Here is a 20,595-nt window from a genome sequence, read left to right as displayed (position 1 = left end):
ACCACCCAGACTTCGGAGGTGGTGGCGTGACCGCGCTGGCCCCCGGCGAGAACCGGCCCGCGCCCGGTGACGAACTGACCGTCACCGTGGCGAGCTCGGCCTCGGTCGACGTCTCGGCGCTGTTGCTGAACAGCGCCGGCGTCGTGCGTTCCGACGACGACTTCGTGTTCTTCAACCAGCCGACCGGTCCGGGCGTGGTGTACCGCCACGGCAACGGCGGGCCGGACGTGGTGCAGGTGCGGACCTCCGCGCTGCCCGCCGATGTGGACAAGGTGGTCGTCACCGCCAGCCTCGACGGCCGCGGGCCCGCCACCTTCGCCGCCGTCGGCCAGCTCACCGCCACCATCGGATCCGGTTCCACCGCACTGACTTTCCCGATCCAGGGGCTCACCACCGAGAGCGGTGTGGTGTGTGTGGAGATCTACCGCCGCAACGGCGCGTGGAAGGTGCGGGCGATCGGTCAGGGTTACGACGACGGGCTGGCGGGCATCGCGTCGGCCTACGGCGTGAACCTCGACGACGAACCCGAAACTCCTGCCGCACAGAGCGGCGCCGCGCCGACGACCGCGTACCCGCCGGTCGCCGCTCCCGCAGCCGGATATCCATCGCAAGGCGCAGCGGCCGCCGTGCCGCCCGGCCAGCCGACGATGCCCGCCGGTCAGCCCGGCCGATTCGCCCCGTCGCCAGGCCAGTTCGCTCCGCCACCGGGGCAGCCGGCGGCGCCCCCCTACCCGCCCGCAGGCGCCCCCGCCTTCCCGCCGCAGACGGGTCAGCCCGGCTACGGACAGCAGCCCGGCGGACCCGCTCAGCAGCCCTACCCTTCGTTCGCATCCCAGCAAGGAGCCCAGCCCGTGCACAGCGACCTGTTCGATCCCTCGCACGCCGAGGTCAACGGCCTCGGTATCCAGAAACAGGGCGGCAAGATGGTCAAGGTGGGCCTCAACGGTGAGGTGATGGCCCGCGCCGGTTCGATGGTGGCCTACCAGGGTGACCTGCAGTTCCAGGCCCTCGGCTCCGGCGGTATCGGCCGGGCGATCCGCCAGCACCTCACCGGCGAGGGCGTGCCGCTGATGAAGGTGACCGGCCGCGGCGACCTGTTCCTGGCCAACAGCGCCGCCGACGTGCACATCATCGATCTCGACGGCACCGACGGCCTCACCATCAACGGCGCCAACGTCCTCGCGTTCGACCCCACCCTGCACTACGACATCGGCCGCGTGCAGGGCGCCGCCGGCTACGCCTCCAACGCCGGCCTGTTCAACTGCGTGTTCACCGGTCGCGGCCGCATCGCCATCACCACCCACGGCACCCCGGTGGTGCTCACCGTCGACCAGGCCACCTTCGCCGACCCGAACGCCGCCGTCGCCTGGTCGTCGAGCCTGCAGACCGGCATCAAGCGCAACGACTCCTTCGGCCTCGGCAGGCTGATGGGCCGCAGCACCGGCGAGGCGAGCACGCTGTCGTTCGCCGGCCGCGGCTTCGTCATCGTGCAGCCCTCCGAGCTGCCCCCTGGCGGCCTCATCGGCGGCACCGGCGGCGGCCAGCAGGCAGGCCACGGCGGCGGCCTGTTCGGCTGACCCACCCGGGCCGGGACATCCTCCCGGCCCGCCGACTCATGCTCCAAGAGCATGAATCAGCGGCACGGTTTGCCGAGGTCAGGACCCCGCGCGCTCCTTGCGGGCCTGACGGCGGGCCTCCCGCATGGCGTTGAGCTCCTGCTCCAGGCTCTCGGCGATACGGAACTGCCCGGTGTCGTACACATTGACCGGCTCGATCGCCTCGTAGCCGAAGTTGGCCTCGGCGAAGGCCTTCTCGACGCGCGCCTCGATATCGGAGATCGTGCTCTTGCGCGCCGCGGGAACCGAGTCGGTGGACTTCGTCGTCGGCTCGGGCTTGGCGGCCTCGGCGGCGGGCTCGGGCGCGGCGGGCGGCTGCGGCGCGGCCTTCTTGGCCGAGGCCTTCTCCGCCGACGACGGCTTGCCGATGCCGAAGCGCTTGCGCTTCTCGGTCGGCTTGCCGTTGCCGATCGGCTCGGTGGGGGTCCACGCGGGCTCCCGGCTGACCGGTGCGGTGACGGCGGCCTGGTCGGCGGCGAACGCCTCGGCGCGAGCCTGACCCGTCATCGGCGGCTGGTAGGTCAGGCGGACGCCCTCGCCCGCCCCGCGGCCGAGCAGGTTCTCGGCCGGGTCGGGCAAGTCCCTGACCTGGCTGGTCGCCCGGGTGATGGCGAGACCGTAGCGGGCGCTGGCGGCGTCGTGGATGAGCAGCGCGACACCGATCATCACGGGCGCGACCGCGTGCACCGCGGCGTCATACCAGCGGCCGTCACGCACGTAGGGATAGGTGTTGAGGGTGACGGTGAGCCCGAGCAGGGCCATCTCGGCCAGCGCGACCTGGCGCCGGTTGTCGATGACGCCCCACTCGGCGACCTTGTTCGTGCCGACCATGATGATGATCAGACAGACACTGATCATCGCCTCGAGCAGATAACTGAACCAGAACAGCGGGTCACTCGGACCGCCGGGCGCGATGTTCTGCTGCACGTTCACCGCCGACCACAGCATGCCGGCGCCGACGACACCCGCCAGCGCCTTGAGTGACCACGACCGGTGCCGATACAGCGAAGCCAGCTTCGCGTGCGGACTCGATTCGCGGCGCTGGGCGGCCATCGCCTTTCTGGCGAGCAGCAGATCTCGCATGTCGGCCTTCTCGATTGCTTCGGTGGTCTGCCTGGCCCGGTCGGAGGCCTGCGCCATCGCCTGGGTGTGCTTCCAGCGCTGTTCGCGGTCCTGTTCACGGATGCGTTCGGCGAGCTCCCGCTCCGCGCGCAGCTCGTCTTCCGACAGCGCGTCGGTCAGGGCGGGGTCGAATTGGTAGGCGAGGCGCCCACGCGCGCGTTCGACTCGCTGGGCGAGCTGGCTGACGTCGTCTTCGATGGGAGACTCGACGGTCATGCTCGACCACCGCCCCGGCATCGCGAAGGCAGACGGGTGACCACACGTGTGAACGGCACACGCCATTAATAGTCCATACACCCGCCGGTGCGAAACCGATGCTCCGACACGGCTCCCCATTCCCGGCGCGCCGCGGGCGACACGCGCAGGCGATACCGGCCGGTAGTCCAACTTCGAAAGATAATCCCCGACCGCCTTCCGAGCCAAGGTTTTCGCACCATCGGTGCCCAAGAGTTGTCGAACAACGTTCGCGGACAACACGAATCGGACACCAACTTCGCGCCCCCGTCAAGACCCATGGCCTCGACCGCCGGAAGCCGGGTTCGCGGCCCGCCTGGCGCTCCGAAACCCACTATTGCCACCCCGCCAATAGTGGTCCACACTGTATCTGTAACCACTGGTCACCTCTGGACCAGTGCTGTGCCGAGCCGTAAGGAGACTCGATGGCCGCCAACCGGTCCAGCTGGATGAACGAGGACCTGGACGCCCTGCGCGACCTCGCCCGCGCCTTCATGGCCAAGGAACTCGCGCCGAACATCGACAAGTACCGCGAGCAGCACCACGTGGACCGCGACCTGTGGAACAAGGCCGGCGAAGTCGGCCTGCTGTGTCTGTCGATCCCGGAGGAGTACGGCGGCGGTGGCGGCACCTTCGCCCACGAGGCCGTGCTCATGGAGGAGCAGGCCCGCGTCGTGGACACCTCGTGGGGCGTGAGCCTGCACAACGGCATCGTGGCCCACTACCTGCTCGCCTACGGCACCGAGGAGCAGAAGCAGCAGTGGCTGCCCAAGATGGCCAGCGGTGAGGTCGTCGGCGCCATCGCGATGACCGAGCCCGGCACCGGCTCCGACCTGCAGGCCGTCAAGGCCAAGGCGATCCGCGACGGTGACGAGTACGTCATCAACGGCTCCAAGACCTTCATCACCAACGGCGCCCAGGCCGACCTGATCATCCTGGTCGCCAAGACCGATCCCACCCAGGGCGCCGCCGGTGTCTCGCTGGTGCTGGTCGAGGCCGACCGCGAGGGTTTCCGTCGCGGCCGCGTGCTCGACAAGATCGGCCAGAAGGGCCAGGACACCTCCGAGCTGTTCTTCGAGGACGTGCGCGTCCCGGTGACCAACCTGCTCGGCACCCAGGAGGGTCAGGGCTTCGTCCAGCTGATGCAGCAGCTGCCGCAGGAGCGCCTGATCGTCTCGCTCGGCGCGGTCGCGGGCATGGAGGTCGCCCTCGATCACACCCTGCGCTACACCAAGGAGCGCGAGGCGTTCGGGCGCCCGGTGTTCGGTTTCCAGAACACCAAGTTCAAGCTGGCCGAGGTCGCCACCGAGTCGCGCATCGCGCGCGTGTTCATCGACGACTGCATCGAGAAGCACATCCGCGGCGAGCTCGACATCCCCACCGTCGCCATGGCGAAGTGGTGGACCACCGACAAGGCGATGCAGATCGCCGACACCTGTCTGCAGCTGTTCGGCGGCTACGGCTACATGAACGAGTACCCGATCGCCCGCATGTGGGTCGACAACCGCGTCCAGCTGATCTACGCGGGCACCAACGAGATCATGAAGGAGATCATCGCCCGCAGCCTGTAATACTTCTGCGCACAGGTGATCTCGACCGGCCGCGAACAGCTGTTCGCGGCCGGTTTTCGCTGTTGAGGTGCTATTTCGTGACCTATCCGGAACTCCGGCCGAGACGAATGTCCTTCGGAAGCGGTACATACGGGACGACAAGGACGGTGCGGCACAGTGGACGCGGACGGCGGTTCATCGGGTGAACCCGGACAGGAACCGGTACTGCCGGACCGTGCACAGATGATGCAGGCGGTCTGCGGTTTCGCCGGCGACGGCGATCCTGTCCTGCGGGCCGCGCACGAACTGGCCGCCCTGCACGAACGCCGTGAACAGCTCGTTCCCGGCGACACGAGCGAGATCGATTGGGAGCGGGCGCGTCTGGTCTGCGAGATCGACCGCTGGGTGGTCATCCGCTCCCCCCGGCCCGCGACGACGGCGCCGATGCATACCGAGAGCATCGGCGCCGTCGTCGATCGCATGGCCCATTTCGCCGCGCTCACCTACCGGGCGCTGGCCTGCGGCGCCGAGCCCGAACTCCGCGCCGCGCAACTGCGCCTGCACGAACTGGGTTGCGGCTACGACGATCTCGTCGTCGAGGTGGCCAGCGGCGCGCGCCGACTACCCGACGGCCCCGACGGCGACGCGCCGGAAAGCGGTGGCGCACAACCAAGCCGGAACCGCCCACGCACCGAATAGCAGGTGGTGCGCTGCCCGAAAAACCGGCCACGGAACCGGCGCGCCACAGCACCACAGCCGCGCCAGGGTTCAACCCACCCTCCCCCAGGTCGGCGCGGCACACGGACCCCGCTCCTCGGGCGGCGGGGCCCGTTCCACCGCCTTCGCCACGACGGCGGCAGCTGACGGCCACATCGCCGTCCACACACGTTCAACCGGCACCCGTACCGTCCCCGGTAGACGGCGAACGGAGCCCGGCCATGCTCGATCCTCGACTGCACACCGCATGGCTGGTCAACGCGGCCTCCGGCGCCGCGGCGGCCACCGTCCGCGCACCCATGGCGCGGCCGCGCGGCTCCGCGAGCGCGCGCGGTCAGCTGATCGTCACCGATCTCGAGGTCGTGACGGTCACCCACGACACCGCGATCCTCACCTGGACCACCCGGCGCCGCGACCGGTCCGGCACCCTGCGCCCCGCCGCCTCCGACACCGAGGTCCGGCTCACGCCCGCCGACAGCCCGGCGGCGCCGGTGACCCGGTTCTACGATCCGCGCCGCACCGCCCATCACTACGCCGAGATCCGTGGTCTCGAACCCGGCCGCCGCTACCGGTTCACCGCCTGCTCCGACGGTGTCCGCGCGGTCGCGGGCCGCACCTGGGTGACGCGCCGCCCCGGCACACCGGAGGTGACCGGCGTCGTTCGCACCGCGCCGCCGCCACCGGGCCGCCTGCTGCGGACCATCGCCCTCACCAACGACCTGCACTGGGGTGAGGACCGCAGCGGCCTGATCGTGGCCGGGTTGCCGCCCGGCCTGCGCCACGACGACGGCCACTACCCACAGGTGATGACCGACGCACTGCTGCACGACCTCCGGCGGCCCGAACGCGCGGTCGACCATCTCGTCGTCGCCGGCGATCTCACCGACAGCGGCACCGCCGACCAGGTCGCCGGAATCCGCGCGCGCCTCGACGACTGGGGCATCCACGGTCGCGACTATCTCGCCTGCCGCGGCAACCACGACGTCGCGCGCGGGCGGGAAGACCACTGGGGCTGGGCCTTCCATGCCCGCCGGCGGCTCACCTGCCACGAGTTCGGCGGCCTGCGGCTGATCGGCCTCGACACCACCCGCCATCGGGGCGCGGGCGGCACGATCTCGGCCACCCAGCTCGCCCACCTGCGCGAGGTACTTGCCGCCGCGCCCGACCGGCCGACGCTGATCTTCGGCCACCATCCGGTGACCCGCTATGCGGCACTGAGCAATCCGGGCGGACCCGGATTCGTCCTCGACCGGGCGAGCGGGCACGCGCTGCATGCGTGCTACCGGACCAGCCCCGGCGTGTTCCTGCATCACAGCGGGCACACCCATCGAAACCGGATGAGCCGCCCCGATTCCGGGCGCGTCGAATTCCTCGAGGTCGCCGCGGTCAAGGAGTATCCGGGCGGCTACGCGCTGCTGCGGATCTACGAGCGCGGGTACACCGTGCACTTCCACCGCATCGCCGCCGCGGCGGCACTGGCCTGGACCGACCGGACCCGCAGGCAGTACTTCGGCCTGCAGCCCGACCACGCGCTCGGCTCCCTCGTCGATCGCAATCACCAGGTCTCGCACGACTTCTCCGGGGTCATCGCCCGCCGCTGACGCGCGTCAGAACAGTCGTAGCGCTACCAAACGCCACCGGTCCTTGGTCACTTCGATGCGGCCCGCGATCGCGAGTGTGCGCGGACCCCGCTGATAGGAGGCGAAGATCTCGGCGCCGCCCGGCTCGGTCGAGGTAACCCGCACGTGTTTGACCGTGGCAGCGCCGAGGCTACGGCCGGGAACGAGGTCCTGGGTGAGCATGGTCCGCACCGACGCCAGCACCCGCGGGTCGGTGACCGGGCGCAGCTGGTCGGGCTGTCTGCGCCGGTCGACGACCTCGAGTACCAACCGCACCGACTGCTCGGCGAATCGCTGTGCCTCGGCCACGGATTCGGCCTCGCCGCGCCTGCTCTGTGTGCACGCCGCGCTGACCGCCCGGCGCACGCCGAACGGCGCGCCGCGGGTGACTCGACGACGCACCGATCCCGGATATCGCTGTGGCACAGCGTTATCCACCGCGGCGCGCTGAGATCGCGACGACATTCCTGGTGTTTCGAGGCCGGGCTCGCAATGCGGCGCACGCGGCAACGACATTCGCTCCGTAGACATCACTCGTCCCCTTCGAGTCCGCCCACCCACTCCCCAGTGCTGGCGCACAGCATGCCACGGGGGTCCGACAAGTGTCCGGGGAATTCAGAACAGGGTCATCGGTCCGTCCGGTTCGGGGGTGGGCTGCGGCGGGAGCTCCGGGACGACGGCGCCGACCGCGTCGTGGAAACGGCGGGCCAGCCCGCGGGCTGCGGCGTTGTCGGGGGTGTGCACGAACACCGTCGGTGAGCGGCCCTCGCGCAGCCACTGCGCGACCGTGTCCACCCATGGCTGCCAGCCCGCGACCGTGCGGTCCTCGTCGGCGCGACCGTGGTAGCGCACGATCGGGTATTCGGTCAGCGCCCGCATCCGCCGCGGCACCCGCGGCTTCTTCGCGCGCGCCTCGTACTCCGACGGGTCGCCGGGCGGTCCGTCGAACAGGACGGTCGTGTCGAAGGGCACCCACTCGGCGCCGATCCGGCCCAGCACCCGTTCCAGCTGCACCGCGGCGCGCTCATCGGTGAAGAAGGCCGGATGACGCACCTCGACCGCGCACCGCAACCCGGCGGGCAGGTCACGCTGGAACCGCGCCAGCGCGCCCAGATCCGTGGGCCCGAAGGAGGCGGGCAACTGGATCCACAGCGCGTGCACCCGCGACCCGAGCGGCGCCATCACATCGAGAAAGGCCGACAGCTCGCCCTGCGCGTCGACGAGCCTGCGCTCGTGGGTGACGGCACGCGGCGGCTTCAGCACGAACCGGAAATCCGGCACCGTCTGCCGGGCCCACGACTCGACGGTCGAGGCCGACGGCGTCGCGTAGAAGGTGGTGTTGCCCTCGACAGCGCCACAGTGCCCGGCGTAGGCGCGCAGCCGCTCCCCCGGCGCGGGCAGCCGCTGCTGCCACTGCGGGTGTGTCCACATCGCACACCCGACCCGCAGCTCACGCACAGGCCGACGGTAGTACAGCGATCGGCCGCGCCTAAAATGAGACCGGTTGCCACCACTCGCCCCGTGAGCGTGCCCCGGTGCGCGCACGACGGAAAGGGCCTGTGATGGCGATTCTCACCAGTGAACGGCCCCGTGCTGTCTCCGGCACGCGGACCCGCGCCTGGCTCGGCGTTTCCGCGGCGATGGTCGCGATCGCGTGGGGCGGCAACGAGTTCACCCCCCTGCTGGTGATGTACAAGAGCCACGGCCTGCCGCTGACGGCGGTCGACCTGCTGCTGTTCTACTACGTCCTCGGTATCGTGCCCGCGCTGCTCATCGGCGGCCCGCTCTCGGACCGGTTCGGCCGCCGCCCGCTGATGCTGCCAGCCCCGCTGATCGCGGCCGCCGGTTCGCTGCTGCTGGCGGCGGGCGCGGCCTCGGTCCCGATGCTCGCGGCCGGGCGGATGCTGTGCGGCGTCGCGCTCGGACTGGCGATGGCGGTCGGCGGCAGCTGGCTCAAGGAGCTGTCCCAGCCGCCCTATGCCGCGGCCGCAGCCGGAGTCGGTGCCCGCCGGTCGGCCATGAGCCTGACCGCCGGGTTCGCGCTCGGCGCGGGCGTGGCCGGTGTGCTGGCGCAGTGGGGGCCGCTGCCCGATTCCACCGCCTATCTCGTCAACGCGGCGCTGTGCGTCGCGACCTCGGTGTGGCTGGCCAGGTCGCCGGAAACGGTGACGCGGCAGCCGGATCCGGGCAGGCTGCGCGATGACCTGAAGATCCCCGCCGCCGGGCATCGCCGCTTCCTGCGCGTCGCGGTGCCGATCGCGCTGTGGCTGTTCACCGCCAACGCGACCGCCTACGCGGTGCTGCCGACACTCATGCTGCCCCGCGTGCAGGGCGCCCCGATCGCCTTCTCCGCCCTGGTCACCATGGTGACGCTCGGCTGCGGCTTCACCATCCAATCGGTGGCCCGCCGGATCGACCGGCCCGGCACCGCCCGCGCCGCCGTCGTCGCCCTGGTGCTGCTCACCGCGGGCATGGTGCTGGCGGCCTGGACCGCGGCCACCCTGAGCATCTGGGTGACGCTGCTGACCGCCGTCGTGCTCGGCAGCGGGTACGGCATCGGCCTGGTCGCGGGACTGCAGCAGATCGAGCGGATCGCGGGCCCCGGTGATCTGGCCGGGCTCAACGCCGTCTTCTATTCGGTGAGCTACCTCGGTTTCGGGGTGCCCGCCGTCCTGTCCGCCCTGCACGGCGGCTTCGGTTTCGGTTATCCGGCCATGTATCTGGTCGTCGCGCTGATCGCCGCGGCCTGCCTCGCGCTGGTCGCCGCGAACTACCGTGAGCGGGCATGAGCACCGACCCGGTCGAGACCCTGCGCCGCTGGCAGGATTCCGGCGCGATCTGGCGGGTGCTCGCCCGCCGCGCCGACTCGGTGACCATCGGCCTGTTCGAATGCACCGGCGGCCAGGAGGTCGACCGGTTCACCTCCGCCGATCCGGCGCTGCTGCGATTCCTCGAAGAACGCACCAGCAGCGAGGACTGACCGCCGGGCGGGTGCCGGGCTAGGCTGGTTGCCGTCATCGCTTCACGTCACGTCGGCCGTCGCGGCCGGTTCGCTCAGTGAGGAGAGATCATGTCGGCACCTACCCAGGGCCTGACCGCGGGAACGTGGGTCATCGACCGCAGCCATTCGACTCTGCAGTTCTCCGTGCGCCATCTGATGGTGAGCAAGGTGCGCGGACGCTTCACGAATTTCACCGGCGCGCTGGTCGTCCATCCCGACGGCACGGCCGACGCCGTGGTCGAGATGCAGGTCGATTCGGTCACCACCGACAATCCGCAGCGCGACGAGCACCTGGCCACCGCCGACTTCTTCGATGTCACCCACTATCCCGTCGCCACTTTCACGGCCACCGACTTCCGCCCCCTCGGCGACGAGTTCGAGGTCACCGGTGACTTCACCATCCGCGGCACCACCCACCCGGTCACCCTGCACGTGGAATTCCTCGGTGCCGGACCGGGTATGGGCGACGCGCCGGTCGCGGGCTTCACCGCCACCGCGACGATCAACCGCCGTGATTTCGGGATCACCACCGAGATGCCGATGGCCAACGGCGGCGTCGTGATCGGCGACAAGATCGCCCTCTCGCTCGACGTCGAGGTCGGCCTACAGAGCTGAGCGGCACCGAGGACAGGAGGGCGTATGGCAGGACGTCGTTTCCTGGCCGGGTTCGCAGCCGGCCTCGCGCTGTTCGTCGCGGCCTGTAGCGGTTCGAGCGAGCCGGGATCCGACTCCACCGACCCGCCCGCCGCCACCATCTCGGTCGAGCCCGCGGCGGGCGCCACCGAGATCGACCCGCTCAGCCCGGTCCGGGTCACCACCAGCGACGGCAAGCTCACCTCGGTCACCATGACCAACGAGCAGGGCCGCGCGGTGGAGGGCGTCTTCACTCCCGACCAGACGGCGTGGAAACCCTCCGAGCCGCTCGGTTACGGCCGCACCTACACCGTCGTCGCCGAAGCGCTCACCGTCACCGGCCCGATCGGACCGATCACCTCGTCGTTCTCCACACTCGCACCGAACAATCAGACGAAGGTGTACTTCCGCACCACCGGTGGCGAGGCGCTGTCCTCCTCGGGCAGCTTCGGCGTCGGCACTGTCGTCGTCGCGCATTTCGACGAGGACGTGCCCGACCGTGCCACGGCCGAACGCCATCTCAGCGTCACCACCGACCCGCCGGTGACCGGCTCCTGGTACTGGCTCGACAACCGCAATGCCCACTGGCGACCGCAGAACTACTACACGCCGGGCACCACAGTCACCCTCGCCGCCGACATCTACGGCAAGGACCTCGGCGGCGGGCTCTACGGCCAGGAGGACACCAGGACCAGCTTCACGATCGGCCCCGCACACGTCTCGATCGTCGACGACAACGACAAGCAGGTGCAGGTATTCGAGAACGGCACCTTGATCCGCACCATGCCCACCTCGATGGGGCGGGGTGGCAGCGAGGTCGTGGCGGGCAAGACGATCACCTTCTGGACCCAGCCTGGCGTCTACACCGTCATGGACAAGGCCAATCCGGTGATCATGGACTCCTCCACCTACGGCCTGCCGGTGAACTCCCGGCTCGGCTACAAGGAGACCATCGGCTGGGCGACCAGGATCAGCACCGACGGCATCTATCTGCATCAACTCGACGACACCATCTGGGCGCAGGGCAACACCAACGTCTCGCACGGCTGCCTCAACCTCAGCGGCGAGAACGCCCGATGGTTCTACAACTTCTCCCAGCCCGGCGATGTGGTGGAGATCCGCAATACCGGCGGCGCACCACTCGAGGTGTGGCAGAACGGCGATTGGAGTGTGCCGTGGGAGCAATGGCAGACAGGTAGCGCCCTACGGTGAACCGAGACGACGACACGGCGCCCATACCCCGCCTGGAAAAGCCGAGGCCCGGACCGCAGCGCGTCGGCAACCAGGTCCCGCACACCGTCCCCCACACCATCCGGAGCGGACGCGTTGGCCGCGCGGCCCTGATCCTGGCCAGGTTGATCGGCGCGATGACCGCACTGGCCGTCTTCACCGGCACCGGTCTGTCCTGGTCGGCGAAGAACGACTTCGATTCCGGTTTCACCCATTCCACCGCGCTCGGCACCGACACGCCTCGCTCGCGCGGTGGCGCCGTCAACATCCTGCTGATCGGCCTGGACACCCGCAAGGACCTCAACGGCAACGACCTGCCGAAACAGATCCTGGACCAGCTGCACGCGGGCGACGGCACCGAGGGCGGCTACAACGCGAATTCGCTCATCCTGCTGCACATCCCGGCCGACCTGAGCAAGATCGTCGCGTTCTCCATCCCGCGCGACAACTACGTGCCGGTGACCGGCATCCCCGGCTATCGGCAGATCAAGATCAAGGAGGCGTACGGCCTGAAGAAGGCCGCGGTGCAGGCGAAGCTGATCGAGCAGGGCGAGAAGGACCCGGTGGAGTTGGAGCGTCGCGGTCGCGAGGCCGGTCGCGCGTCGATCGTGTCCACCGTGCGCAATCTGGTCGGGGTGCCCATCGACCGGTTCGCCGAGATCTCCCTGGCCGGGTTCTACGACCTGGCGACCGCGATCGGCGGCGTCGATGTCTGCCTGAACAACGCGGTCGACGACAGCGAGTTCTCCGGTGCGGTGTTCCCGGCGGGCCGCCAGCACCTCGACGGTTCCGCGGCGCTGGCCTTCGTGCGGCAACGCCACGGCCTGCACAACGGCGACCTCGATCGCACGCACCGCCAGCAGGCGTTCCTCACCTCGGTGGCCAAGTCGCTCAGGGATTCCGGCACGCTCACCAATCTGAGCAGGCTCTCGGCGCTGATGGACGTGGCGCACAAGGACATCGTGCTCTCCGACGGCTGGAATCTGTTCGACTTCGCCCGCGAGCTCGGCGCGGCGGGCACGGTGCCGGTGGAGTTCCGCACGCTGCCGGTGGTGCGCTACGACGTGATCGACGGCCAGGACGTCAATATCGTCGACCCGGCCGCGATCAAACGGGAGGTGCGGGTGGCGTTCGGGCTGGAAGCGCCGACCACCACCACGGCGCCGACCGGTGTCGTCGATGTACCCGCCGAGTTCGGCCCGACGACAACCTCGGCCCTGCCGCTGCCCGACACCGGAAAACCGGTGACCGCCACGATCGGCGGCACCATTCCTTGCGTCAACTGACCACGGCCACAACGCAGTTCGGCCACCGGAAGCCCGGTGGCCGAACTGTTTCTCACTCCTCGGGTGCGTCCGGATAGGCATCCTGCCGATGCCCGCCGCGCAGCGTGCCGTCCAGATACGCCGCCTTGCAGGCCCGCCGGGCGATCTTGCCGCTCGACGTGCGCGGGATCGACCCCGCAGGCACCAGCAGCAGGTCACGCACGGTGACACCGTGCCTGCGCGCGATCGCCGCGCGCACCGTGTCCACGATCGGCCCCGGGTCGAGTTTCGCCGCGCCCGTGCCGCGTTCGGCGACGATCACCAGCTGCTCGGCCGCCTCGTCGGTCGGACCGCCCGCCTCGAGCACCGGCGCCGGCAGCTGCCCGGCCTGCACCGAGAAGGCCGCGACGAACCCGGGCCGCAGCGCCGTGCTCGCCTCCTGGGCGGAGTACTCGAGGTCCTGCGGGTAGTGGTTGCGGCCGTCGACGATCACCAGGTCCTTCACCCGGCCGGTGATGAACAGCTCGCCGTCGTGGTAGGCGCCGAAGTCGCCGGTGCGCATCCACCGCGCGTCGGCCGGTGCGCCCTCGGCCCTGCTGCCTGCGGGATTGCGGGTCACCCGGTTGTGGAAGGTCTCCGCGGTCTCCCCCTGCCTGCCCCAGTACCCGATGCCCATATTGTCGCCGTGCAGCCAGATCTCGCCGACCTCGCCGTCCCTGCGCTCGATCCCGGTCGCCGGGTCGACGATCACCGCCCACTGCGACCGCGCGACGTACCCGCACGACACCTGCGCGACCGCGCCGGCGGAATGCTCGTCGACCGCCACCATCCGGCCCTCGTTCAGCTGCCCGCGATCGACGTAGACCACCCTGGCCTCGTCGTCGCGCCTGGTCGCCGAGACGAACAGCGTCGCCTCGGCCATCCCGTAGCAGGGCTTGATCGCGTTCTTGGACAACCCGTACGGCGCGAAGGCCTCGTTGAACTTGCGCATGGAGGCCACCGACACCGGCTCGCTGCCGTTGATCAGGCCGATCACGTTCGACAGGTCCAGCGATTCGTCACCCTTGGGCAGCCCGCGCATCGCCGCGTGCTCGAAGGCGAAGTTCGGTGCCGCCGAATAGATCTCGGCGCCGTCGGCCTGGGCCGCCAGTTCCTTGATCCAGCGCGACGGCCTGCGCACGAACGCGCTCGGCGACATGATGGTGATGAACTTGCCGCCGATCGTCGGCAGGATCACCGTCAGCAGCCCCATGTCGTGGAACAGCGGCAACCAGGTGACCCCGCGCGCGTTCTCGGTGATGCCGATGGCGTCGATCATCTGCAGCAGATTGGTGCCGACCGCGCGATGGGTGATCTCGACGCCGGCGGGCACCCGGGTGGACCCCGAGGTGTACTGCAGGTACGCGACGCTGTCGATATCGATGTCGGGCCTGCGCCAGGTCGCGCCGACGGTGTCCGGGATCGCCTCGACCGCGATGATCCTCGGCCGTTGCGCGGCGGGCTGTTCCCGGAAGAACTTGCGCACCCCCGCCGCGGCGGTGCCGACGGTGAGCACCGCGACCGGCTCGCAGTCGCCGAGCACGGCGTGCAGCCGGTCGCTGTGGCCCTGCTCCTCCGGATCGAACAGCGGCACGGCCACATTCCCCGCGTACACCGCCGCGAACAGCGCGACGACATAGTCCAGGCCCTGTGGCGCGAGCACCGCGACCCGGTCACCGGGCGAGGTCACCTGTTGCAGCCGCGCGGCCACCGCACGCAGCCTGACCCCGAATTCCCGCCAGGTCAGCTCCAGGTATTCCCCCTCACGTTCCCGCGAATAGTCGATGAAGCGATAGGCCAGATCGTCCCCGTTGGCCTCGCTGTGTTTGTCGACGAAGTCGATCAAGGTCTGGTTACCCGGAATCCGGATATTGCCCAGCTCGTCCACATAGTCGTCGAAAGTCTCGCCGATCATTCCCTATCCTTTTCAACGCACAATGCATCTGTAGGAGGCGCCGCCGTGGCGAAGAGTCAATACCGCCCGAAGGCGACGGCGACGTTGTGCCCGCCGAATCCGAAGGAGTTGTTCACCGCGTAATCGATCCGCCCGCGCCGCGCCTCACCGGAGACCACGTCCAGATCGATCTCGGGGTCCTGGTTGTCCAGGTTGAGGGTGGGCGGAATGATGCTGTCGCGCACGCTCAGCACGGTCAGCACCGCCTCGAGCGCGCCGACCGCGCCGATCGAATGCCCGAGCGCCGATTTGGGCGCGTACACCGACGCGTGCGAGCCGATCGCCTTGGCGATCGCATTGGCCTCGGCGCTGTCGCCGATGGGCGTCGCGGTCGCGTGGGCGTTGATGTGGGTGACATCGGTGCGGCTGATCCCGCCGGTCTGCATCGCCCGCGTCATCGCCCGCGCCGCGCCGGTGCCCTCGGGATCCGGTGCGACGAGGTGGAATCCGTCGGAGGTGACGCCCGCCCCGAGCAGGCGCGCGTGGATCGTGGCGCCGCGGGCCTTGGCGTGCTCCTCGGTCTCGATCACCATCATCGCGCCCGCCTCGCCGAAGACGAAGCCGTCGCGATCCTTGTCGAACGGACGCGAGGCCGCCTTGGGGTCACCGTTGCGGGTGCTCATGGCGCGCATCTGCGTGAACGCCGCGATCGGCACCGCCTGGATAGACCCCTCGACACCGCCGGTGACCACCATGTCGGCATCGCCCATCACGATCATCCGCCAGGCGTTGGCGATCGCCTCCGACCCCGACGAGCAGGCCGAGACCGGCGTGGAAACACCGGCGCGCGCGCCCAATTCGAGGCCGACACAGGCGGCGGGACCGTTGGGCATGATCGCCCCCACGGTCAGCGGCGACACCTTGCGGTACCCGCCGTTGCCGAGCTTGTCGCGCGCGTAGATCAGGGATTCCGCGCCGCCGAGTCCGGTGCCGATCGAGACACCGAGCCGGTCGCGATCGACCTCGGGATTGCCCGCGTTGCGCCATACCTCGCGGCCGAGCGCCACGGCCATCTGCTCGACATAGGACAGCCTTCGCGCCTCCTCGCGGGTGAGCGAGGCGGCCGGGGAGATCTTGAGGTGACCGCCGATCCGCACCGGCAGGTCGAAGTCGTCGATGAAGGAGTCCTCCAGGACGTCGATGCCGCTTTCGCCGTTGAGCAGACCCTTCCAGGTCGAGTCGACGTCGCCCGCGATCGACGTGGTCGCCGCCAGGCTCGTGACCACGATGTCCGTCATATTTCCGCTCACTCTCTCTAGCTATTGCCACGACTGGATCGGGAACCGCTGATGGAGCTGAACTGGTGGAGCGTATATGCAGTCGGCGCGACGCGCCCAAATTCAGAAACAGTGCCCTCCGCACCGTGTCGTTCGGAGGCGCGTTGCGCCGGGTCTATCCTCGGCGACGACGGGCAACAATACCGGACCAGCGCAACTCTTGCTTTTCACTGCACGGAAAGGGCACGAGCTTGGCCAGGAACCTCACGCAATTGGAACTGCTCATCGAACTCGAACCGGTCGCCGCGAGCAATGTCGACCGCCATCTGTCGATCGCCAAGGATTGGCACCCGCACGACTACGTACCGTGGGACAAGGGCCGCAACTTCGCCGCGATGGGCGGAATCGATTGGGACCCAGCGCAGTCCGAGCTCAGCGAGCTCGCCAAGGCGGCGATGATCACCAACCTGCTCACCGAGGACAACCTGCCCTCCTACCACCGCGAGATCGCCGAGAACTTCTCCAAGGACGGCGCCTGGGGTACCTGGGTGGGCCGCTGGACCGCCGAGGAGAACCGACACGGCATCGCCATTCGCGACTACCTCGTCGTCACCCGCGGCGTCGACCCGGTGGCACTCGAGCAGGCGCGGATGATCCACATGACCAACGGCTATTCAGCGATGGCCGTCGTCGACGCCAAGGCGGGCGACACCGACATCAGGGCCCATTCCGTGGCAGGCCTGCTGTACTCCGTCGCCTACGTGACCTTCCAGGAACTGGCCACCCGGGTCAGCCACCGCAACACCGGCCGCGTCTGCGACGACCCGATCGCCGACCGCATGCTCGCCCGCATCGCCACGGACGAGAACCTGCACATGATCTTCTACCGCAACCTGTGCGCGGCCGCGCTCGACCTGGCGCCCGATCAGACCATCGAGGCGATCAGCACCATCGTGCAGGGCTTCCAGATGCCCGGTGCGGGCATGCCGGGCTGGCGGCGCAACGGCGTGCTGATGGCCAAGCACGGCATCTACGACCTGCGCCAGCATCTCGACGAGGTCCTGCTGCCGGTGCTGCGCAAGTGGAACATCTTCGAGCGCACCGACTTCGGCGCACGGGGCGAGCAGGCACGCGAGAGCCTCGCGGCCTTCCTCGACCGGCTCCGCGACGATGTCGTGCGTTTCGAGGAGCAGCGCGACCGCTCGCTCGCGCGGGCGGCGAACCGCGGCCGCCAGCTCGTCTAGCGCGGCGGCACCGATCCGGCCCGGCCGCTACCGGGCCGGATAGCGGCGCGTGTCGTGCTTGTGGCGGTACATCGCCGAATCGGCCGCGTGCACCAATTCGTCGACCGTGTCGGGTAGTTCGTCGAAGTAGGCGGCGCCGATGCTCACGCCCACCGCGAGCATGTGCCCGTCCACCTCGAGCGGTGCCGTCAGCGCCGACATCAGATCATCGGCCAGGGCCACCAATTGCGCCTCGCCCGAACAGTCCTCCACCAGCACCAGGAACTCGTCACCGCCGATCCGGGCGGCCATCGCGTCCAGCGGGCGGACACCGTCGCGCATGCGATCGGCGACGACCCGCAGCACCCGGTCACCGACCGTGTGCCCCCACAGGTCGTTGATCTCCTTGAAGCCGTCCAGGTCCAGGTAGCAGACCCCGATCGGTGGTTCGGCATCGGCAAGGCGGCTGAACAGGTGCGGGCGGTTGGGCAGCCCGGTGAGCGCGTCGTGGTTCGCGTCGTGCCAGAGCCGGTCGGCGAGCTGTTTGCGCTCGGTGACGTCGACCGCGACGCCGATCAGGAACTGGATATTGCCGTCGGGGTCGCGCACCGCCGACATCGACAGGTCGATGACGGTGACCTCGCCGTCGTCGTGCAGATGCTCGGTCTCGGTGCGAAAGCTCTCGGATTCGCCGGTGACCATGCGCTGCAGTTCGACGAACGCGTGGTTGAGATTGTGTGGGCCGAGGATGTCGGCGACGGTCCGGCCCGGCATGGTCTCCGGGGTCTGGCCGAGCATCTCGGCCATGGTGGCATTGCAGTTCACCACCCGGCCGGACATGTCGACGGTGCCGATGCCGACCAGGGCACCGTCGAACACCGCCTCGAAGCGGGCTTCCGACAGCGCCCGCCTGCTCTCGGCTTGCTGTGCGGACGCGAGCACCGCGGCCAGGGTCGCCTCCTGCTCGGCCAGCGCCGCCGCCCGCAGTGCCCCGGTGAAACCGGCGGCGAAGTCGGCGGCCAGGCCGATCACGCGGTCTCGAACCTCGGGCAGCGTCGGATCGTCGGGCCCGTCGGCGGCGATGGTGACCAGGTCCTCGCAGATCACCCGCACCGATCGACTCACCGCCGCCGGGTCACGATAGTTGGCCGCGACCAGCATCCTCGCGGCACGACGGGCGACATCGGGATCCTCGCCACCGCGCGCCGCGTCGATCAGCCCGGTACACAGGGCGGCGAGCATCTCCTCGATCTGGGAGCGGTTGAGCGTGGGAGCGACGACGCCGTCGAGGGCATCGGCCCACCGCTGCGCCAGCTCCCACGACCCCACTACTCGTCCACCCTGTCATCTCATAGCACCACCGAATCGGCGGCTCAATCCTTGCGCGCAACCCCGGCCAGGCCGAGCGATCGGCCCGGCTTCTCGTGCTGGTCCCGCTCCGACTCCGGCCGCCACGCCGGCAGTTCGACGACTCCGGGCGCCACCATGCCCCAACCCCGAAACATCGCCACGATCGCGTCTTCGGACCGGAATCGGATACCGACCTTGGTCTCGTTGACGGAATGCTCTCCCAGCTTACCGGCATCCTCCGGCCGCATCGCGGAGGTGAGATGTGAAATGGCTATGAGACTGCCCGGTGCGACCACCTCGCGCAGCGCGGCGACCTTGCCCGCCGGATCGTCCTCGTCCTGCACCAGATGCAGCACCGCGATCAGCAGCAGCCCGACCGGCTCGTCGAAGTCGATCAGTCCGGTCTCGCGCACCGCGGCGATCAGCTCGTCGGACTTGCGCAGATCGGCCTCGATCGCGCCCGCCCGCTCCCGGCCCTGCAGGATGGTCCGGGAGTGGACGACCGCGACCGGGTCGATGTCGACATAGAGCACCCGCGCCTGGGGGTCGATCTCGTGCACGATCTCGTGCACATTGCCCGCGGTGGGGATGCCGGAGCCGATGTCGAGGAACTGCCGGATTCCGGCGTCGAGCATGAAACGCACTGCCCGGCGCAAAAAGGCGCGGTTGCTCAGCGCCAGGCGCGGCAGATCGGGGACGAGCTTGGTCCCCATCTCCGCCGCCATCCGGTCGACGGCGAAATTGTGCGAACCGCCGAGCAAGGCGTCATACATCCGAGCCGGGCTCGGATGCTGCATATCGACGCCCTCTGGTGCCCACGCAGGCCTGTCCATCGCATACCCCTGTCCAGTCGCGGCATCACCGCACCCCGCGACAACGCCAGACGCATCGTAGTGCGCGACACCGACTTCGGCGCGCCCGAACGCCGACTTCCCGACGCTAACTTCCCGCGCCGAACGGCTGTGCCCACAGCGGAGCCACATCCGGCGTCATCGTCGCGACCACCGGAATGCCCGCGGCCAGGAAGTTGTCCAGTGCCCGGCGCATGTGATCGGCGGAGGTGATCAGCACGGCCTTGTGTACGCCGAGCGCCTCCATCAACTTCGCGGAGAACTCCGCGTTCTGCACGGTCGACCCGGCCTGGGTCTCGGTGTAGATCCGCTGCCTGGCCACCCCGCGGATATTGAGCCAGTCCGCCATCACCTGCGCCTCGGTGACACCGTTGCGCGGATTCCCGCCGGTGACGATCACCGGGGAGGCGGGTGACATGAATGCCTGGACCAACGCGGCGTGTAGCCGGTTGCTCAGTTCGGTGCGCATGGTGCCGTCCGGCAGCAGCCCGTAGCCGAGCACTACGATCGCGGTCTCGGGGCCATAGGTGTCGGGCAGCTCGATACCGGCAACGCCCGCAACGGAACTCGCCGCACCCGCCATGCCCTCGGCGATGCCGGCGAGCGGGTCGGGGGACGGTGTGGCGAGCGCGGGCGCCGCGGTGGCTATCGCGCCGATCAGGGCGGCGGGCAGCACGAGGGCGGCCGCGCCGCGCCGCAGAGACTTGTGAGTGAACAACCAATCCATGGTGACCTCCCGAAGCAACGTCGCACCATGGTCGCTGACCATGCCGAGCCGTACGGAGGTTTTCTGAAATATTGATGGTTCGGACTGCAATCCCCCGATTCTGGGGGCAGGCCCATGGCCGGTCTGCTACGCGAGATGCCTTGTCCGGGAACGCAAAAAGGCCCCCAGCATGATGCTGGGGGCCTTTCGCAATGATGTTCCGGCGGTGTCCTACTCTCCCACACCCTGTCGAGTGCAGTACCATCGG

Annotated in this window: 17 protein-coding genes and 1 pseudogene; 10 read left to right on the top strand and 8 right to left on the bottom strand. The window is 69.3% G+C overall.

Annotation, left to right across the window (positions count from 1 at the left end; genetic code table 11):
* Nucleotides 1-26: 26 nt before the first annotated feature.
* Nucleotides 27-1,577 (top strand): AIM24 family protein, encoded by a 1,551-nt coding sequence (locus IEY60_RS24270; RefSeq protein WP_189032619.1) that lies wholly within the window; start codon nt 27-29, stop codon nt 1,575-1,577.
* A 78-nt stretch (nt 1,578-1,655) separates the two neighbouring features.
* On the opposite strand, the gene IEY60_RS24265 is transcribed toward IEY60_RS24270, so the two are convergent.
* Nucleotides 1,656-2,954, bottom strand: coding sequence for a hypothetical protein (locus tag IEY60_RS24265; protein ID WP_189032617.1), 1,299 nt, complete (start codon nt 2,952-2,954; stop codon nt 1,656-1,658).
* Nucleotides 2,955-3,397: 443 nt separating this feature from the next.
* Between IEY60_RS24265 and IEY60_RS24260 the strand changes: the two genes are divergently transcribed.
* The 3 genes from IEY60_RS24260 to IEY60_RS24250 all read left to right on the top strand — a co-directional run bounded on the left by IEY60_RS24260 (nt 3,398) and on the right by IEY60_RS24250 (nt 6,840).
* The gene (locus IEY60_RS24260; RefSeq protein ID WP_189032614.1) at nt 3,398-4,543 is read left to right on the top strand and encodes an acyl-CoA dehydrogenase family protein; all 1,146 of its coding nucleotides are present in this window, start codon (nt 3,398-3,400) and stop codon (nt 4,541-4,543) included.
* A 222-nt stretch (nt 4,544-4,765) separates the two neighbouring features.
* A complete protein-coding gene (locus IEY60_RS24255) occupies nt 4,766-5,221 on the top strand; it encodes a DUF4254 domain-containing protein (protein ID WP_189032612.1) in 456 nt (151 codons plus the stop codon).
* Between the two features lie 239 nt (nt 5,222-5,460).
* Entirely contained in the window at nt 5,461-6,840 is a 1,380-nt protein-coding gene (locus IEY60_RS24250; RefSeq protein ID WP_189032610.1) for a metallophosphoesterase, read from the top strand.
* A 6-nt stretch (nt 6,841-6,846) separates the two neighbouring features.
* Here the strand turns inward: IEY60_RS24250 and IEY60_RS24245 are convergent, their stop codons facing one another.
* Both IEY60_RS24245 and IEY60_RS24240 read right to left on the bottom strand, forming a co-directional pair.
* Nucleotides 6,847-7,284 carry an Rv3235 family protein gene (locus IEY60_RS24245; RefSeq protein ID WP_189032607.1) on the bottom strand — a complete coding sequence of 146 codons (438 nt, stop codon included), beginning with the start codon at nt 7,282-7,284 and terminating at the stop codon, nt 6,847-6,849.
* A 189-nt stretch (nt 7,285-7,473) separates the two neighbouring features.
* Nucleotides 7,474-8,316, bottom strand: a complete 843-nt coding sequence (locus IEY60_RS24240; protein WP_229740085.1) for a DUF72 domain-containing protein — start codon at nt 8,314-8,316, stop codon at nt 7,474-7,476.
* Between the two features lie 104 nt (nt 8,317-8,420).
* Between IEY60_RS24240 and IEY60_RS24235 the strand changes: the two genes are divergently transcribed.
* The 5 genes and pseudogenes from IEY60_RS24235 to IEY60_RS24215 all read left to right on the top strand — a co-directional run.
* On the top strand, nt 8,421-9,647 hold the full coding sequence (locus tag IEY60_RS24235; RefSeq protein ID WP_189032605.1) for an MFS transporter: 1,227 nt from the start codon (nt 8,421-8,423) through the stop codon (nt 9,645-9,647).
* On the top strand, nt 9,644-9,838 hold the full coding sequence (locus tag IEY60_RS24230; RefSeq protein ID WP_189032603.1) for a hypothetical protein: 195 nt from the start codon (nt 9,644-9,646) through the stop codon (nt 9,836-9,838). The genes IEY60_RS24235 and IEY60_RS24230 overlap by 4 nt, the downstream gene beginning before the upstream one ends.
* Nucleotides 9,839-9,928: 90 nt before the next feature.
* Nucleotides 9,929-10,474: a YceI family protein gene (locus tag IEY60_RS24225; protein WP_189032601.1), complete on the top strand. Its 546-nt coding sequence runs from the start codon at nt 9,929-9,931 to the stop codon at nt 10,472-10,474.
* Nucleotides 10,475-10,498: 24 nt separating this feature from the next.
* A complete protein-coding gene (locus IEY60_RS24220; RefSeq protein WP_189032599.1) occupies nt 10,499-11,704 on the top strand; it encodes a L,D-transpeptidase in 1,206 nt (401 codons plus the stop codon).
* 155 nt (nt 11,705-11,859) lie between these two features.
* Nucleotides 11,860-12,906 (top strand): annotated as a pseudogene (locus IEY60_RS24215) (LCP family protein); the annotation flags it as partial.
* A gap of 154 nt (nt 12,907-13,060) precedes the next feature.
* Here the strand turns inward: IEY60_RS24215 and fadD32 are convergent.
* Nucleotides 13,061-14,938 carry a long-chain-fatty-acid--AMP ligase FadD32 gene (gene fadD32, locus IEY60_RS24210; protein WP_308426129.1) on the bottom strand — a complete coding sequence of 626 codons (1,878 nt, stop codon included), beginning with the start codon at nt 14,936-14,938 and terminating at the stop codon, nt 13,061-13,063.
* A 59-nt stretch (nt 14,939-14,997) separates the two neighbouring features.
* Nucleotides 14,998-16,218, bottom strand: a complete 1,221-nt coding sequence (locus IEY60_RS24205; RefSeq protein ID WP_189032593.1) for a KasA/KasB family beta-ketoacyl-ACP synthase — start codon at nt 16,216-16,218, stop codon at nt 14,998-15,000.
* Between the two features lie 230 nt (nt 16,219-16,448).
* On the opposite strand from IEY60_RS24205, the gene IEY60_RS24200 reads away from it, so the two are divergent.
* Nucleotides 16,449-17,441 carry an acyl-ACP desaturase gene (locus IEY60_RS24200; protein ID WP_189032591.1) on the top strand — a complete coding sequence of 331 codons (993 nt, stop codon included), beginning with the start codon at nt 16,449-16,451 and terminating at the stop codon, nt 17,439-17,441.
* Nucleotides 17,442-17,468: 27 nt separating this feature from the next.
* Here IEY60_RS24200 and IEY60_RS24195 read toward each other — a convergent pair whose 3' ends face one another.
* The 3 genes from IEY60_RS24195 to IEY60_RS24185 all read right to left on the bottom strand — a co-directional run bounded on the left by IEY60_RS24195 (nt 17,469) and on the right by IEY60_RS24185 (nt 20,348).
* A complete protein-coding gene (locus IEY60_RS24195) occupies nt 17,469-18,749 on the bottom strand; it encodes a diguanylate cyclase domain-containing protein (RefSeq protein ID WP_189032589.1) in 1,281 nt (426 codons plus the stop codon).
* Nucleotides 18,750-18,793: 44 nt separating this feature from the next.
* Nucleotides 18,794-19,603, bottom strand: a complete 810-nt coding sequence (locus IEY60_RS24190; RefSeq protein WP_189032580.1) for an SAM-dependent methyltransferase — start codon at nt 19,601-19,603, stop codon at nt 18,794-18,796.
* Between the two features lie 106 nt (nt 19,604-19,709).
* Nucleotides 19,710-20,348 (bottom strand): YdcF family protein, encoded by a 639-nt coding sequence (locus IEY60_RS24185; RefSeq protein ID WP_189032578.1) that lies wholly within the window; start codon nt 20,346-20,348, stop codon nt 19,710-19,712.
* Between the last annotated feature and the right edge of the window lie 247 nt (nt 20,349-20,595).

Source organism: Nocardia rhizosphaerihabitans (assembly GCF_014646295.1).
GTDB classification, from domain to species: Bacteria; Actinomycetota; Actinomycetes; order Mycobacteriales; family Mycobacteriaceae; genus Nocardia; species Nocardia rhizosphaerihabitans.
This window is presented reverse-complemented; position numbering and strand designations above follow the sequence as displayed.

What these genes read in the sequence shown, in the direction of transcription:
- IEY60_RS24265 (WP_189032617.1), bottom strand. Translation starts at nt 2,954, where the DNA reads ATGACCGTCGAGTCTCCCATCGAAGACGACGTCAGCCAGCTCGCCCAG.
- IEY60_RS24260 (WP_189032614.1), top strand. Translation starts at nt 3,398, where the DNA reads ATGGCCGCCAACCGGTCCAGCTGGATGAACGAGGACCTGGACGCCCTG.
- IEY60_RS24255 (WP_189032612.1), top strand. Translation starts at nt 4,766, where the DNA reads ATGATGCAGGCGGTCTGCGGTTTCGCCGGCGACGGCGATCCTGTCCTG.
- IEY60_RS24250 (WP_189032610.1), top strand. Translation starts at nt 5,461, where the DNA reads ATGCTCGATCCTCGACTGCACACCGCATGGCTGGTCAACGCGGCCTCC.
- IEY60_RS24235 (WP_189032605.1), top strand. Translation starts at nt 8,421, where the DNA reads ATGGCGATTCTCACCAGTGAACGGCCCCGTGCTGTCTCCGGCACGCGG.
- IEY60_RS24230 (WP_189032603.1), top strand. Translation starts at nt 9,644, where the DNA reads ATGAGCACCGACCCGGTCGAGACCCTGCGCCGCTGGCAGGATTCCGGC.
- IEY60_RS24225 (WP_189032601.1), top strand. Translation starts at nt 9,929, where the DNA reads ATGTCGGCACCTACCCAGGGCCTGACCGCGGGAACGTGGGTCATCGAC.
- IEY60_RS24220 (WP_189032599.1), top strand. Translation starts at nt 10,499, where the DNA reads ATGGCAGGACGTCGTTTCCTGGCCGGGTTCGCAGCCGGCCTCGCGCTG.
- IEY60_RS24205 (WP_189032593.1), bottom strand. Translation starts at nt 16,218, where the DNA reads ATGACGGACATCGTGGTCACGAGCCTGGCGGCGACCACGTCGATCGCG.
- IEY60_RS24190 (WP_189032580.1), bottom strand. Translation starts at nt 19,603, where the DNA reads ATGGACAGGCCTGCGTGGGCACCAGAGGGCGTCGATATGCAGCATCCG.
- IEY60_RS24185 (WP_189032578.1), bottom strand. Translation starts at nt 20,348, where the DNA reads ATGGATTGGTTGTTCACTCACAAGTCTCTGCGGCGCGGCGCGGCCGCC.